The 14,122-nt window shown below is 55.6% G+C and carries 17 protein-coding genes and 1 tRNA gene; 10 read left to right on the top strand and 8 right to left on the bottom strand.

Annotated elements, in window-relative coordinates; translation table 11 throughout:
• Positions 1-180: 180 nt before the first annotated feature.
• From nirJ to cobA, 7 genes are read right to left on the bottom strand one after another with little or no spacing between them, the layout of a single operon-like run.
• Positions 181-1,314 carry a heme d1 biosynthesis radical SAM protein NirJ gene (gene nirJ / locus VF694_RS01720; RefSeq protein ID WP_440163601.1) on the bottom strand — a complete coding sequence of 378 codons (1,134 nt, stop codon included), beginning with the start codon at positions 1,312-1,314 and terminating at the stop codon, positions 181-183.
• Between the two features lie 2 nt (positions 1,315-1,316).
• Positions 1,317-1,814, bottom strand: a complete 498-nt coding sequence (ahbB, locus tag VF694_RS01715) for a siroheme decarboxylase subunit beta (protein ID WP_440163599.1) — start codon at positions 1,812-1,814, stop codon at positions 1,317-1,319.
• A 1-nt stretch (position 1,815) separates the two neighbouring features.
• Complete coding sequence (locus tag VF694_RS01710) at positions 1,816-2,301, bottom strand: Lrp/AsnC family transcriptional regulator (RefSeq protein ID WP_440163598.1); 486 nt, start codon at positions 2,299-2,301, stop codon at positions 1,816-1,818.
• Entirely contained in the window at positions 2,294-3,280 is a 987-nt protein-coding gene (ahbB, locus tag VF694_RS01705; protein WP_415301748.1) for a siroheme decarboxylase subunit beta, read from the bottom strand. Before ahbB (VF694_RS01705) ends, VF694_RS01710 begins: the two co-directional genes overlap by 8 nt.
• Positions 3,270-4,433 carry a cytochrome D1 domain-containing protein gene (locus VF694_RS01700; protein WP_440163596.1) on the bottom strand — a complete coding sequence of 388 codons (1,164 nt, stop codon included), beginning with the start codon at positions 4,431-4,433 and terminating at the stop codon, positions 3,270-3,272. The genes ahbB (VF694_RS01705) and VF694_RS01700 overlap by 11 nt, the downstream gene beginning before the upstream one ends.
• On the bottom strand, positions 4,430-4,807 hold the full coding sequence (locus tag VF694_RS01695; protein WP_338081237.1) for a c-type cytochrome: 378 nt from the start codon (positions 4,805-4,807) through the stop codon (positions 4,430-4,432). Before VF694_RS01695 ends, VF694_RS01700 begins: the two co-directional genes overlap by 4 nt.
• On the bottom strand, positions 4,804-5,586 hold the full coding sequence (cobA, locus tag VF694_RS01690; RefSeq protein ID WP_440163594.1) for a uroporphyrinogen-III C-methyltransferase: 783 nt from the start codon (positions 5,584-5,586) through the stop codon (positions 4,804-4,806). The genes VF694_RS01695 and cobA overlap by 4 nt, the downstream gene beginning before the upstream one ends.
• Before the next feature lie 44 nt (positions 5,587-5,630).
• Between cobA and VF694_RS01685 the strand changes: the two genes are divergently transcribed.
• From VF694_RS01685 to VF694_RS01670, 4 genes are all read left to right on the top strand, one after another.
• Entirely contained in the window at positions 5,631-5,816 is a 186-nt protein-coding gene (locus VF694_RS01685; RefSeq protein WP_219234902.1) for a hypothetical protein, read from the top strand.
• Between the two features lie 341 nt (positions 5,817-6,157).
• A complete protein-coding gene (locus VF694_RS01680) occupies positions 6,158-6,430 on the top strand; it encodes an HU family DNA-binding protein (protein ID WP_003799450.1) in 273 nt (90 codons plus the stop codon).
• Positions 6,431-6,521: 91 nt separating this feature from the next.
• Positions 6,522-6,597, top strand: a tRNA-Val gene (locus VF694_RS01675).
• Between the two features lie 427 nt (positions 6,598-7,024).
• Entirely contained in the window at positions 7,025-7,234 is a 210-nt protein-coding gene (locus VF694_RS01670) for a cold-shock protein (RefSeq protein ID WP_003799452.1), read from the top strand.
• A gap of 139 nt (positions 7,235-7,373) precedes the next feature.
• Here VF694_RS01670 and VF694_RS01665 read toward each other — a convergent pair whose 3' ends face one another.
• Positions 7,374-7,787, bottom strand: coding sequence for a BON domain-containing protein (locus VF694_RS01665; protein WP_003799454.1), 414 nt, complete (start codon positions 7,785-7,787; stop codon positions 7,374-7,376).
• A 489-nt stretch (positions 7,788-8,276) separates the two neighbouring features.
• On the opposite strand from VF694_RS01665, the gene VF694_RS01660 reads away from it, so the two are divergent.
• From VF694_RS01660 to VF694_RS01635, 6 genes are all read left to right on the top strand, one after another.
• On the top strand, positions 8,277-9,296 hold the full coding sequence (locus tag VF694_RS01660; protein ID WP_407927694.1) for a sulfate ABC transporter substrate-binding protein: 1,020 nt from the start codon (positions 8,277-8,279) through the stop codon (positions 9,294-9,296).
• Positions 9,297-9,321: 25 nt separating this feature from the next.
• On the top strand, positions 9,322-10,236 hold the full coding sequence (gene cysT, locus VF694_RS01655) for a sulfate ABC transporter permease subunit CysT (RefSeq protein WP_003799457.1): 915 nt from the start codon (positions 9,322-9,324) through the stop codon (positions 10,234-10,236).
• Entirely contained in the window at positions 10,233-11,120 is an 888-nt protein-coding gene (cysW, locus tag VF694_RS01650) for a sulfate ABC transporter permease subunit CysW (RefSeq protein WP_003799458.1), read from the top strand. Before cysT ends, cysW begins: the two co-directional genes overlap by 4 nt.
• Positions 11,121-11,138: 18 nt before the next feature.
• Positions 11,139-12,236 (top strand): sulfate/molybdate ABC transporter ATP-binding protein, encoded by a 1,098-nt coding sequence (locus VF694_RS01645; RefSeq protein WP_440163592.1) that lies wholly within the window; start codon positions 11,139-11,141, stop codon positions 12,234-12,236.
• 250 nt (positions 12,237-12,486) lie between these two features.
• A complete protein-coding gene (locus VF694_RS01640) occupies positions 12,487-13,254 on the top strand; it encodes an energy transducer TonB (RefSeq protein WP_440163813.1) in 768 nt (255 codons plus the stop codon).
• A 9-nt stretch (positions 13,255-13,263) separates the two neighbouring features.
• Complete coding sequence (locus VF694_RS01635) at positions 13,264-14,121, top strand: MotA/TolQ/ExbB proton channel family protein (RefSeq protein WP_059317537.1); 858 nt, start codon at positions 13,264-13,266, stop codon at positions 14,119-14,121.
• The last annotated feature ends 1 nt before the right edge of the window (position 14,122 follow it).

The following is a 14,122-nucleotide window of genomic DNA, read 5'->3' as shown; positions in this document are numbered from 1 at the left end:
AGCAGCTGCCATTGTGTCTTTGTAGAAGTTGGCGTGCAGATCTAGCGGGGATGTCCTTATAAATCTTGCTCAGGATCTGTTGTGAGTGTGATTTTGAACTTGAATGGGAGTGCGGTGTGGGTGTGGGTGGGCGCTGCTTCGTCGGCAGTGCCCAACCTTGCGCAATAAAGAGGGGCGACCTTAGCGAGTGATTTCCTGGTCATTCAGATAGCAGCCCGGATCTTCAGCCCATACATTGCCGGTGCTCTTTTCTGCGCGGGTGCGGGTATTGCCATTACAGATGTCGAGATACGCGCAGCTCGCGCAGCGCCCTTGTACCTGCCGTGGCTTCTGGCGTAGTCCCCTTAGCAGGGGCTCCTGCTGGTCTGACCAAATCTCTGAGAAAGGGCGTTGCAGTACATTGCCCAAACTATAGTGCCACCACATGGTGTCGGGATGCACATTACCGCGGTTATCGATATTGGCGATGCCCTGGCCAGAGGAATTGCCTCCCCATTGCCGCAACATGTCGATAATTTTCTGCGTATGTTCGGGGTAGTGCCGTCGTACCCAATGTAAAAAGAAAACACCATCAGCATCGTTATTGCCCGAGGTAAATTCCTTGGGGGTGCCAGCTTGCTGATAGGTCAGGCAGGTGGTGAACAGTTGTTCCATTGCCCATCGGGTGAGCGCGTGGTGACTGGTCAGGAAGCGGTTGCCCATACCCCTGCCCGCGTAGTTCAAATGAGAGAGATAAAAACGGTCAATCTGCTCTTGTTCCATCACCTGTAGCAGACCATTCAAATCAAGTGCGTTTTCTTGGGTTAATGTAAAGCGCAGGCCGACTTTCAGATGCTTTTCACGACATAGACGCAAACCTTGCAACGATGCCGCGTAGGCTCCTTTCTCGCCCCGAATGTTGTCATGTCTGGCTTGCAAGCCATCCAGCGAGATACCCACATAGTCAAAGCCGCAGTCGGCTATCCGATCAATAGTCTGCTCTGTGATCAACGTGCCATTGGATGACAGTCCAACGTACATACCCAAGGCTTTTGCTCGTTGGGCCAGGTCATAAATATCGGGTCGTAGCAAGGGTTCGCCACCCGATAGAATTAATGCGCGTACGCCGAACTGATGCAAATCATCCATGACCCGGCACGCCTGTTCATGGCTCAACTCCCCTGGAAAATGCTTGTTGGTCGAGGCTGAGTAACAATGGCTGCAATGCAGATTGCAACGCCGGATCAGATTCCAGATGACCACCGGGGCCTTGCTTTTACGCATAGGGGGAACCGGGGAGTGCAACGCAGCAACAAAACGGGATAGGCGAAACATGCTTAAGGCCTCCGCAGACGCAAGCCAGTTTTCTTAAGAATGGCCGTGGAAAATAAAATATCGTGATCGTGCAAAATTCCCGGAAAGTCCTGCCTGATTTGTGTACTGATGTGTAGTGCCTGGGCGCGCACCGTGTCATGGTCTTTGCCATGCAACATGGCAAACAGGTTATAGGGCCACTCGGGTAGGCGTCGGGGTCGACGGTAGCAGTGGCTGATGCCCGCTTGTGTAGCCAGCCATGTGCCTACCGTGTCCAGTTTGTCGTCTGCAACGTTCCAGACGCACATTCCATTGGCTACATAGCCCAAGGCATAGTGATTGGGGACGGCTGCAATACGCCGGATCAAGCCGTGGTCCAGCATGTTTTGAAGCTGTGTCATGACATAGGTTTCGGACACCCGCAGCTCTTGGGCTAGTTTTAGATAAGGTTGGGGTTCTATCGCCAAGCCTTGTTCAGACGCATGAATCAAAGCGATGTAAGGCTGAGTTAAGCGCCGCATGTCAAAGCTCCAGTTTCAGGCTAAGAAGGTATTCCCGCTCTTTCGGGAATGCGAAAACCGGCAAGCCTGTCTCCACTTCGATGGTCCTCAGGCAGGACTCGATCTCCAGCATGCTGGCGGCGGCAAGCACGAACCACATATTCAAGGCGTGAGTGCGACGGTAGTTATGCGCTACCTCCGGGTGGCGGTTCACCGCTTTGACGGTGCTTTCCCAGCGCTTTTCCGGCACGGCCATTGCGGCCAGGCAATAAGCCCCTCCCAGGGCTTCGATCTGAAAGAGAGGGCCAAAGCGGGTCAGGACGCCGGATCGGTGTAAGTGCTGCACGCGTGCGATTAGTTCGGACTCCTTCAAACCAAAATCAGGAGCCAGTTGCGCAAAAGGACGGGAGCAGATGGGGAATCCCTCCTGCAAGCGATTCAGGATAGGTCGATCTGCAGCGTCCAATTCGACCGGTGTGTGGCGTAAGGGGAGATTCGTATTAGTCATGATGAGGCTGGTTAAGCAATGCGCCCCGTTGTTTGAAGCAACGTTTGGAGAACAGAACTTCCTGGGGCAACAGGCTCAAGCCCAAATCGTCGTTCAACTGTGCATGTTGGCTCAGCACCTGCCCACGTTCTTTACCGTGAATCATGCAAAACAGATTGTGATTCCAATAGGGTGGAAAGGGCTGGCGCCGATAGCACAACGTGATGCCGCTTTGCTTGGCCAGTTTTTCGCCCAAGGCGTCGATATGCTGCGTGTCTACTGTCCAGACGCACATGGCATTGGCCTGATAGCCCAGCTTGCGATGGTGTAGAACCACACCAAACCGCCTGAAAATCCCTTGCGCCAGAAAGTGGCGTAGATGCAGCAGTACTTGCGCCTCGCTTATTTGCGCGTACTGAGCCCAGGGTTTGAACGGTTCGGCCTGAATCTCCACGCCTTTTAATGCGCATTCAAGCAGCTTGCGTTCAACGCTGCCCAAGGCAGGCAGACCGCTGCCGGGCGCTATAGGGTTGTTTACTTTGGTGTGATGAAGCAGGCTGAAACCCAGATCAATGTGATAGGCCTTGAGCATGGGCAGAGACAGGGGCCGTAAGCCCGTGTGGCACGCGATGTGATCGAGCGTTGCGCGCCGTTCTGCTTCATCTGAACAGGTCAGCACAAACCAGAGATTGATGGCGTGCTCCCGTTCGTAATTATGGTTGACGGCCGGTAGCGTGCTGATCCAGTTTGCCACGCCATCCAGCTCTCGGTCTGGAACTTGCATGCCGACCAACGTGCTGCTTATGCAGGCGGGGTTCAGAACCGGTCCAATGCGGCTGATGATGCCTTGGTCGCGCCAGCCTCGGAGGTAGTCCATCACTGCTGGTTCGCTCAGGCCCAGTAGCAGTCCCAGTTTGCGAAAAGGACGTGGCTCCAGGGGGAAACCGTGTTGCCAGGCATTGAGTAGTTGGAAAGCGGAAGGGGAGAGTTCAGAAACCAATGCGACTGCTCCGATGCGTAAAAAACACGCCACTGGGCTGATGAATACTCAGGCTGCTCAGGTGTTTGAAACTGCGGGTGTCGTATACGTTGACCCGGTTGTCATCGCGTGCCGAGATCCAAACCGCCTCGCCTCGAGGCGTAAACTCCATATGCAGCACAGCCTTGCCCACTTCCAGGGTCCGGATCACGCTGGATGTCGCGACGTCAATGACCTGCACCTTGTCGTTGTCTGGAAAGGCGAAGTTCACCCAAACCTGGCGACCATCAGGCTGGGCCATCACAAATACGGCCTGGCCCAGGACCGGAATGCGGGCCTTTTCTTGCCAGTCCAAGGTACTGGCAACCAGCACCTCGTGGCGCCCTATGGCAGGCAGGAATACATTCTGGCCTGCCAGTGCCCAGCCACGCAGATGCGGCATCTTGTACACCGGCAAGGCCGATTCGCCCCGACCATAGCCAGCCAGGATCTTTCGGACACCTTGTTCAGGGTTCCATAAGTCCAGCAACGCCAAGGCGTCTTCGCCAAACAGCCCGGCAATGTAGTACCGTCCGTCTGGGGTCACCATAGCATCGTAGGGCTGGCGGCCGGCCGGAAAGCGACGGGTGATAGGCCTGAGGGGATTGGACAGGTCGGTCAACCAGATCTCGCCTGCCTCGAACAGAGAGTAGACGAACTGCTGATTGGGCAAATCTGCCAGACCCACCACTTTGGCGCGCTTGCCGGGGGCGTAGGTAGAGGGGACCTCGCTGAGCAAAGTGAGGGTATCGGCATCGAAAACCCGGATGCCGCCTGGCTCGTAGTTCTGTACCACAATCAGTCTGCCGTCTTGCGAGATGGCGCCACCGATGGCATTGCCAGACTGAATGATGCGTCGCACCAGAACTTGCCCAAGCAGATCAACCTTGCTCAGGCCGCCATCACGACCAAACACATAGCCGTAGCGCCCGTCGCGGGAATAGGTGATGTGAGCATGGGACAGATCGCCCAGACCTTCGATGCGCGCCAGACGGCTTTGCTGGCTGGTTTCAATTACGACGACGCTGCCAGTGGCGCGCTCGACAACCAGTCCCAGATCGTGAGTGCCTCGTAGTGGTGGGGTCGAGCAGCCGCTTAGCACAAGCAGCAGGCCAAGCGTTATCAAAGCTTTCATGGTTTCTTGTCCGGGGTTCGAAGCAGAAAATCGGCCAGCCACAGGCTTTCCGAGGGGTGGAGAAAGCGATTCCAGCCGGGCATGGCCGTCCCTGGACGGCCGTGCATGATTGTCAGCGCGATCTGCGCCGTGCTTTGGCCTTGCAGGGCGTCACTCGTCAAGGCTGGGCCCAGCCCGCCGTTGAGCTTCAGACCATGGCACGAACCACATTCCTGATGCAGCAAGCTACGTAGTGATGCTTGCCGTTCCGGGCTGAGGGGCGGCTCATGGGCGGCGAGCTGCTTTGGCAAAAGAAATACGAACAGCGCAGCCGGCCATAGCTTTATCAGGAATCGGGCGATATCAGGGCGCCGGCAGCAATGCCTGGCGCTCACGTCAATGCTCCGAACGGCTCAACGTGCCTTGTGTCCTGCGCGGGTGCTCGGGGACGGGGGTAATCGGGATGCAAACGCACAACGTCTCCGATGATCAGCAGGGCAGGCGGACTGAATGTCTCTGCCAGTTGCGGCAAGGTTTGCAATGTGCCTAAACCCCAGCGCTGATTTTTAAGCGTGGCATCCTGAGCCAGGGCGATAGGAGTGTCCGCGTCGCGTCCATGCTGAATCAAGGCCTGGGCGATATGGCCGCAATTAGCTATGGCCATGTAAAACACCAGCGTACAGGAGGGGTCGGACAAGGACGCCCAGTCCAGTTCCAGACCCCGGTTATCACGCAGGTGACCGGTGACCACACGCATGCTGCTGGCCAGACCGCGATGGGTCAGGGGAATACCCAGGGAGGCAGCCGCGCCGATGGCAGCCGTAATACCCGGCACAACCTCTACCTGAACACCATGCTGATGCAGATAAAGCTGCTCCTCGCCACCTCGCCCAAAGACGAAGGGATCGCCACCTTTGAGGCGAACGACATGCTGGTGTGTTTTGCTCAGCGACAAAAGCAAGGCATTGATGTCGTCTTGCATACCGGCTCTGCAGGCTGCCACTTTTCCAACATCGTGCAAACTGGCTTCCGGGTTGACGCAGCTCATGATCGCGCGGCTGACCAGACGGTCGTGGACGACGGCATCGGCCTGTTGCAGCAGGTATAAAGCCCGCACTGTGAGAAGTTCAGGGTCACCCGGACCCGCTCCAACCAGATAAACCTTACCGTGCATCGCTGCGCTCCTTGCTGTCGCTAAATATGAAATACAGGGGAACAATGCAGAAAATTGTAGGAGGCGTGCAGGACCTGGCATGGGTATGGTTCATGCTCAGGGAATGGGTGCGGAAAGTGACCTTTCTGACCACCATTGCGATGCTGCTGATGAGCAAGGACGATGCCGTCAGGCGAGCTTGGTCGATGCGCACCGAGCAGGGGGACGCAGATAGGCGTGCAAGTGCTTGAAAGATTATTCAAAAACGCAAGTATCAGCCCGCTAATTTTGTGCCGGGCGATGCCCAAATAACATATTTGCGGCAGGCTGTTAAGTTTCTCGCAGCAAAATAGGGAAAGTCCTGCAACTTGTATCAACAGTGAGCAATGATGCGGGTTACAGAGGTTTTTTTGCTTGACACGGGTATTAAACGAAGGCTTAATACGCGGTAGCCAACCGGGGCACTTGTGCGCCCGGTAGCCATGACAGACAGGGCGCTTGGATGTCCGGTCGTTTGTCACTATTAAGTCTGACCGCCACAAACTGGTTCCCGCTGGGGGCCCGTAAAATAATTTTCAGGGGTATTTTCTCAATGAATAAAACCGAGCTTATCGAATTCATTTCCACCAAAGCCGATCTGTCCAAAGCTGACGCTGGTCGTGCACTGGATGCGTTTATCGATGCCGTGACCACCACGCTGAAAGAAAAAGATACGGTTACTCTGGTTGGTTTTGGCACCTTTGCTGTGTCGGAACGCGCTGCCCGTTCGGGTCGTAACCCACGTACCGGTGAAACTATCGAGATCGAAGGCGCCAACGTGCCCAAGTTCCGTCCCGGTAAGGCTCTGAAAGACGCTGTGAATTAATTTATAAATTAATTGGCGCAAAAGGCTTGCAAAAAAAATTCTTTGGTCCTATAATTCTTTTTCTTCACAAGAAGAACGGCATCACAGAAATGGGTGCTTAGCTCAGCTGGTAGAGCGGCGCCCTTACAAGGCGTAGGTCGGGGGTTCGAACCCCTCAGCACCCACCATTTCTTTTGCTAGTCGAATCAAGCACTTAGGTAAAACTAAGTGCTTTTTTTGTGCCTGTTTTATTGGCCTTATACGTGCGTTCGCCCTTGATTGAACAGGCACACCAGACCGGGAAAAAGGCCTTCAGATGCTGCCAACAGGCGGTAAAGTGGCTGTAAGCGTTCGTAAACGTACTCCTAGGTTCGCCTTTCAGGTTTGATCGAGCCTTAGCGGCTTGGTACAGAGAACAGGCAGTAAGACGGGGTCATGGGTGGTGGCAACCAGCACAGAGTTGCGCTTTACGGTCCGCTTCCGGTCATCCGTGCGCATTTGCGATCAGTGTCCGGGCCGTCTGGCTATTTACTTTGTAACGGTGCTATCTATATTGGTGAATCTCGGCCATAGTGTGTCCAGGGACATTTTTACCCTGATTATTTAGGACATACATTGAAAACAGAAATTGGTATCGTGAAGTGGTTCAATAACGAAAAAGGCTTCGGCTTCATCATGCCGGAGAGTGGCGGTAAAGACCTCTTCGCACACCACAGTGAAATTCAGGGCTCTGGGTTTAAATCTCTTGAAGAAAACCAACGCGTTTCCTTCGTTGCAGGCGTAGGCCAAAAAGGCCCTTGCGCTACCCAGATCCAAATCATCTGATCTCCTGCTAGCCTTGTCAGGCTAGTGTAGCGTTGATCGATAAGACCGGACCCCATGAAGCATGGGGTCCGGTTTTTTATTGGGTGCTTGACGCTCAGATCTTCGGTACTGGCTCTTTGGGACGGGTCGAGCGGTTCTCTTATTTGTTGACGCTCAGTCCGGTGGCCTTCACCTGTTTTACGCCTTCGGTTTTTTCAGCCACTGCAACTGCTTTCTTGTACTCGCTGTCGTTGGAGACGGTTCCGCTTAGTGTTGCAACTCCGTCGTTCATCTCAACAGCAATGTTTTTGTCTTTGAGTGCATGATCGGCATGGAGTGCCGCTTTAATTTTTTGACTGATTTCGGCGTCACCGTGTTTGTCCCCCGCCCCAGCGCGGTGGGTGCTCACCTCTTTGGCATTTGCTTCCCCTGGCGTTTTGGGGTCTTTGCTTGCATGCCCGGTTGTTGCGGAAAGATCCGGGTGAGAGGGTTTGCTGTCCGCGATGACGACCGTGCTAAATCCTAAGCTGAGCGTAGAAGCAAGTAGCAAGTTAGAAAGAGTTCTGGAGTTCATTGTTTCACCTTTTTTCTGGTTAGCTTTCAGAGTGCACCGTTAAACAGGGGGCGCACGTCAGAACAGAGGGACCTGCTTGGATGCGATGGGATAGGGCGTTTGTATCTAACTATCGTGCTCAACGATCGGGGCGGCCATTTGGGTTCGGCTGCCCGGCGAGACAGACGGGCTCGATATGTTGTGGGCGACGCTTGTGTAATCTACGTAGGACGCCACCACGTCTGGATTTTTTCATAGTCCGGCTGGCCAACCATTTCTTTACGGTTCAAAACGTAACGAAGCGAAGACCTGGTATGAGCAGTGGCTCGAAGTACAGAAAGAGTTGCGCATCCGCCTTGACTACGGCCGGCTCTTTCCCTTGTCAGTGCAGTCTTCTTGGCCCCTCTATCTGCCCGCTATATCTAACCAAAGAATCGGTATTTAGCGGTGTGAAACACCCTTGCTAGACTCGTTCTCATTGCTTGGACATGGTGTCAGGGGGGATGGGGAATGAAGCGGTTTCAACAGAAGTGGAAAGGCATGCGGGCAGGAGCCTTGCTGGCACTGGTGCTGGCGGCGGCAAGTGCGGTGGCAGCCGAAGTCAGTATTCTGAATGTCTCGTACGACCCGACACGTGAGCTCTACGCTGAGTTCAACAAGGCCTTCCAGGCCCACTACAAGTCACAAACGGGTGAGCAGGTGGTCATACGCAGCTCTCATGGCGGCTCCAGCAAGCAGGCGCGTACCGTGATTGACGGGGTGCCTGCGGATGTGGTGACACTGGGGATTTCTTCCGATATCGATCAGATCGCGCAGTCTGGTTTGCTGGACAAAGGCTGGCAGGCGCGTTTGCCGGACAACAGCACCCCTTATACCTCTACGATTGTCTTGCTGGTGCGCAAGGGCAATCCTAAAGGCATTCACGACTGGAACGACTTGATTCGCCCGGACGTCAAAGTGGTGACGCCCAATCCTAAAACCTCGGCGGGCGCGCGCTGGAATTACCTGGCTGCCTGGCTGTATGCCTTAAAGCAAGCCAATGGGGATGAAGAGCAGGCGCGTGATTTTGTGGCCAAGCTGTACCGTAATGTCAGCGTGCTGGACTCCGGCGCGCGTGGCTCGACCACGACCTTCGTCGAGCGGGGTATCGGTGATGTATTGATTGCCTGGGAGAACGAGGCGCTGTTGTCCGTCAAGGATCTGGGGCCCGATCGTTTTGATATTGTGGTGCCCTCCAGCAGCATCCTGGCTGAGCCGCCTGTGGCGCTGGTCGATGCCAATGCCGCCAAGCATGGTACGGAAAAAGTGGCCCAAGCCTATCTGGAGTATTTGTATAGCCCGGAAGGTCAGGAAATCGCTGCACGTCATTTTTACCGTCCTCGACTGGAGTCGGTGGCCGCCAAGTACCGCGATCAGTTTCCAGCGTTGAAGCTGTACAAGGTCGATGATGAGCTGGGCGGCTGGACTCAGGTTCAGGCCAAACACTTTGCGGACGGTGGTGTGTTCGACAGCATCTATTTGAGCAAATAACCCCACTCTTACTGAGGACCGTTCGATGTCACAGGCTCGTCTTTGGGGATTTCTGCCCGCTGGCCGCAAGCAGCGGGCTTTGCCAGGCTTTGGCTTGACCATGGGTTTGTCCATCAGCTATTTAAGTCTGATTGTGCTCATACCGTTGTCGGCTGTTTTGCTCAAGACCACCTCTATGGGCTGGTCGGCCTTTTGGGAGACCATCAGCGCCGCGCGTGTCCTGGCCTCGTTGAAGTTGACTTTTGGCATGGCGGCCTTGGCCGCTGTGATCAACGGCGTATTTGGTTTGATTCTGGCCTGGGTGCTGGTTCGATATCGTTTCCCAGGTCGCCGTCTTGTGGATGCCTTGATTGACTTGCCCTTTGCATTGCCGACGTCGGTGGCTGGGATTTCTCTGGCGGCGATTTATGCACCTACCGGCTGGATCGGGGCATGGGCGCAACCCTATGTCGGGCAAATTGCGTTCACTCCCTGGGGGGTATTGATCGCCCTGGTGTTTATTGGCCTGCCGTTTGTAGTGCGCACCGTTCAGCCAGTTCTGGAGGAATTGGAGCAAGAGCAGGAGGAGGTCAGTGCCTGTTTGGGAGCCGATCGCTTCCAGACGGTCAGTAAAGTGATTCTGCCCGCCATTTTGCCGGCCTGCCTGACCGGTGTGGCCCTGGCGTTTGCCCGCGCAGTAGGGGAGTACGGCTCGGTTATTTTCATAGCCGGGAATGTGCCGATGGTCTCTGAAATTACGCCTTTACTCATCGTGATCAAGCTGGAACAGTTTGATTACGCTGGCGCCTCGGCGCTGGCGGTTCTGATGATGGTCTTGTCATTCATTATCTTGCTGGCAATCAATCGTTTGCAGTGGTATTTGCAAGCGCGTCATTCTGGGCAGGCGCGTGGCAAAGCGGCCAGGGTGGCTGCGCCTTTTGCCTTGGAGGGCGCCCGATGAGCAGCCTGGCGATGGAACCCGCTGTACCTGTGGTGTCGGTGCCAAGGGCACGCCTGCGGGCAGCGCAGGATGAGGGGCCGGTCGTCAAGGCGGTACTGATCGGCCTTGCCTTGCTGTTTTTTGTTCTGTTTTTGCTGCTGCCCTTAATCCTGGTATTCATGACAGCGTTCAGTCGGGGTGTCTTGCCGTATCTGTCGGCACTGAGTCAGAGCGATACCTTGCATGCGGCCAGTTTGACCGTGCTCGTGGCTGTTATCGCCGTCCCCTTGAATATCGCATTTGGTTTGGCGGCTTCCTGGGCTATTGCCCGTTTTGAGTTTCGTGGTAAAAGCCTGTTGACCACCTTGATTGACCTGCCCTTTTCGGTCTCGCCAGTGATCGCAGGTTTGATGTTCCTATTGATTTTTGGTCGTCAGGGCCCGTTTTGGGACTGGCTCGATGCCAATAACATCCGTATTGTGTTCGCCTTGCCGGGGCTGGTTCTGGCAACCCTGTTTGTTACCTTCCCGTTTGTGGCGCGCGAGCTGATCCCGCTCATGCAAATGCAGGGTAGCGACGAAGAGCAGGCCGCGCGGGTGTTGGGAGCCAACGGGCGACAGATGTTCTGGCGCGTGACCTTGCCCAAGATCAAATGGGGTCTGCTGTATGGGGTGATTTTGTGCAATGCCCGTGCAATGGGCGAGTTCGGGGCAGTGTCGGTATTGTCTGGTCATATACGTGGCCAGACCAATACCCTGCCTTTGCATGTAGAGATTGAGTACAACGACTATCACACCGTGGGCGCTTTTGCCGCCGCTTCGGTGCTGGCAGTTTTGGCTTTGCTGACGCTGGCGCTTAAATTGTGGGCCGAGCGCAAAATGGTTCAAGACGGTCATCGTGGATGACCGCATTCGGAGTTCATTATGAGTATCGAAGTTCGTCATCTATCTAAACAGTTTGGTGCGTTTACGGCACTGGGTGATGTGACATTGGATTTTCTAGCGGGCGAGCTGGTGGCTTTGCTGGGGCCTTCGGGTTGCGGCAAGACGACGTTGCTGCGGATTGTGGCAGGTCTGGAACATGCGGATGCGGGTCAGGTGCTCATCAATGGCAAGGATGTGGCTTCGGTTGGCACCCGCGATCGTCAAGTCGGTTTTGTGTTTCAACATTACGCCTTGTTCCGCCACATGACCGTATTTGAGAACGTGGCCTTTGGTTTGCGCATCAAACCCCGCAAACAGCGCCTGCCCGAAGCACAGATTCGTCAGCGTGTGCACGAGCTACTGGAGCTGGTGCAGCTGGACTGGCTGGCAGATCGTTATCCTGCCGCTTTGTCGGGTGGTCAGCGACAGCGTATCGCCTTGGCGCGCGCTTTGGCTGTAGAGCCTGGTGTCCTGTTGCTTGATGAGCCATTTGGCGCTCTGGATGCCAAGGTGCGTAAAGAGTTACGTTCCTGGCTGCGTCGTTTGCATGATGACTTGCATATCAGCACCTTGTTTGTGACTCACGACCAGGAGGAGGCCATCGAAGTGGCTGACCGTATCGTGGTGCTGAACAAAGGGCGGGTCGAACAAGAGGGCGCTCCGCAAGAGGTGTATAACCATCCGGCCAGCCCCTTTGTATACGAGTTTCTGGGGGCGGCAAATCGCCTGCCTGGTCAGTTCCGGCAGGGACGGTTTGTAGCTGATCCTCAACTGGGTCAGTTCGAGTCCAGCCAGGCCTTGAACGGGCAGGGCGCCGGGCAGGGCGAAGCGGTGGGCTATGTGCGTCCGCATGATCTGGACCTGCAGCGCAAACTGGATGGCCAAGGTATTGTGGTGGCGGTGCAGCGTATTATTCCCTTGGGGGCAACGGTGCGGGTGGAGCTGGCTCTGAACGAAGGAGAACGGGCCTGGGAGGCGGAGTTCGATCATCAGCGCTGGTCTCAGCTGGACTTGTCACCCGGCGAGCGCGCCTTGGCCTTGCCGCGCAAATTCAGTGCTTTTCCTTTGGAAACCCCGTCCGACGTCCGTCCGTCTTAATCTTTCGCAAACGAGGCGTAACAGGCTGACCGTAAGTCGGCCTGTTTGCGTTAGTATCAGGAAAATTTCTTGCAAAGCAGGCTGAACACAGGATATTTTTCTATTTTACAGTATTGAGAATCATTCCTGTTTCTGTTAAGATTCGATACTTCACTGGGCATCCTGTCCGGTCCCCTCATGGTCCATGCGGGTTGCAGAATGTGTAGAACGGATTATGACCGGAATTGCTTCTCAAACGAATAATCGCTCGATGCTGGCCTTGAAGGCAACCGGGCTGGCATTAGCACTGGGATTGCACGTGGGGGTTCTGGCTACCATCTTGTGGACGGAAAGTCCCAAGATGGTGGGTGAACCTGCTCCGATTGATGTGGTGGGAGTGACCTTGTTGGAGGTAACGGAAGCGCCGGTCCAGCAAGAGCAGGTCAGTGCTCCGCCCGAACAGGTGGTGGCCGAACCTGAGCCAGAGCCAGAGCCAGAACCTGAGGTGGAGCCCGATCCTGAGCCTGAACCGATCGTGGAGCCTGAGCCAGAGCCGATTGTGGAAAAACCGCCGGTGCCAGAGCCTCCCAAGCCTAAACCGAAACCCAAGCCAAAGCCCAAGCCCAAGCCGCAGCCCAAACCGGAAGTACCGCCAGCAGAAACGCCACAGCCTGCCCAACTGGCAGCACCCGCTGCCCAGGCTGGACCGGCCACGGATAATGCGGCTCAAGCCGCGGCACGTTCTGCACAGGGCGATCGTCCCAAACTGATTGGCCGTGTGGATTATTTGGGTCGTCGACCCGTGCCCGTGTACCCGCGGGCTTCGGAACGCCGTCGCGAGCAGGGCCGCGTAGTGGTGCGTGTCGTGATTTCAACCCAAGGAACCGTGCTGGAAGCCAAGGTGCAAAGCTCCTCAGGCTATGAGCGTCTGGATGAGTCTGCACTGAAGGCTGTACGCACAGCGCGTTTTAAACCGTATACGGAAAATGGTGTGGCCTATCGTGCCATGGCCGATATTCCTTTCGACTTTGTTTACTAGGATAGATCAATGATGCAGGAACTATTTCAAAGCGTATGGGTAAGCCTGGCACAAGTTGCAGGGCCTGTTGCCGATCAGGCTGCCGCCAGTGTTGCTGCTGCTGAGGAAGCGACCGGGGTGCTGCACTTTATCCAGCAAAGCGATGTGGTCGGCAAGACCCTGTTTGTGATTCTGGCCTTGATGTCGATTGCCAGCTGGTATCTGATTATCGTCAAGGGCATCTTGTCTTTCCGTCTGAAACGCCGCTCGCAAAGTTTCATGCGCGAGTTCTGGTCGGCCAGCTCGCTTGAGCAGGTTGAAAACGAGATCGCTACCCACGGTGCACGTGATCCGTTCAGCCATCTGGCCAGTCACGCCATTCACGCTCAAAAGCATCACGTCAAGTACGGGGCGATGCGGCTGGAGGAGAAAGGTTCAACGGGTGCGTTTGTGTCGCGCATCATGCGCAAGGTGATGGACGAGGAAACCGCCAAACTCGAAAACGGCCTGACATTGTTGGCTTCGGTCGGTTCCACCGCTCCGTTCGTAGGCCTGTTTGGCACGGTGTGGGGGGTGTACCACGCGCTCATCAATATCGGTCTGTCCGATGGCGTCACCTTGAACAAGATTGCTGGCCCTGTGGGCGAGGCATTGGTGATGACTGGCCTGGGTCTGGCCGTAGCCATTCCTGCCGTGCTGGCCTATAACGCGTTTGTGCGCACCAACCGCGTTTACTTGTCCCAGCTGGACGCTTTTGCGCATGATCTGTTTACCTTCCTGACGACCGGTCAGCCGGTGCAGGATACGCAACCTGTTCTGCGCCGTGTCCCCAGTTCGGGTGGCGGTGCAGCATCGAGCTCGGCAGCCGCTGCCAAGCGGGAGCATTAAT

The sequence above is a fragment of the Alcaligenes sp. Lyrl_28 genome (assembly GCF_051948705.1).
In the GTDB taxonomy this organism is placed as follows: domain Bacteria; phylum Pseudomonadota; class Gammaproteobacteria; order Burkholderiales; family Burkholderiaceae_B; genus Alcaligenes; species Alcaligenes ammonioxydans.
This window is presented reverse-complemented; position numbering and strand designations above follow the sequence as displayed.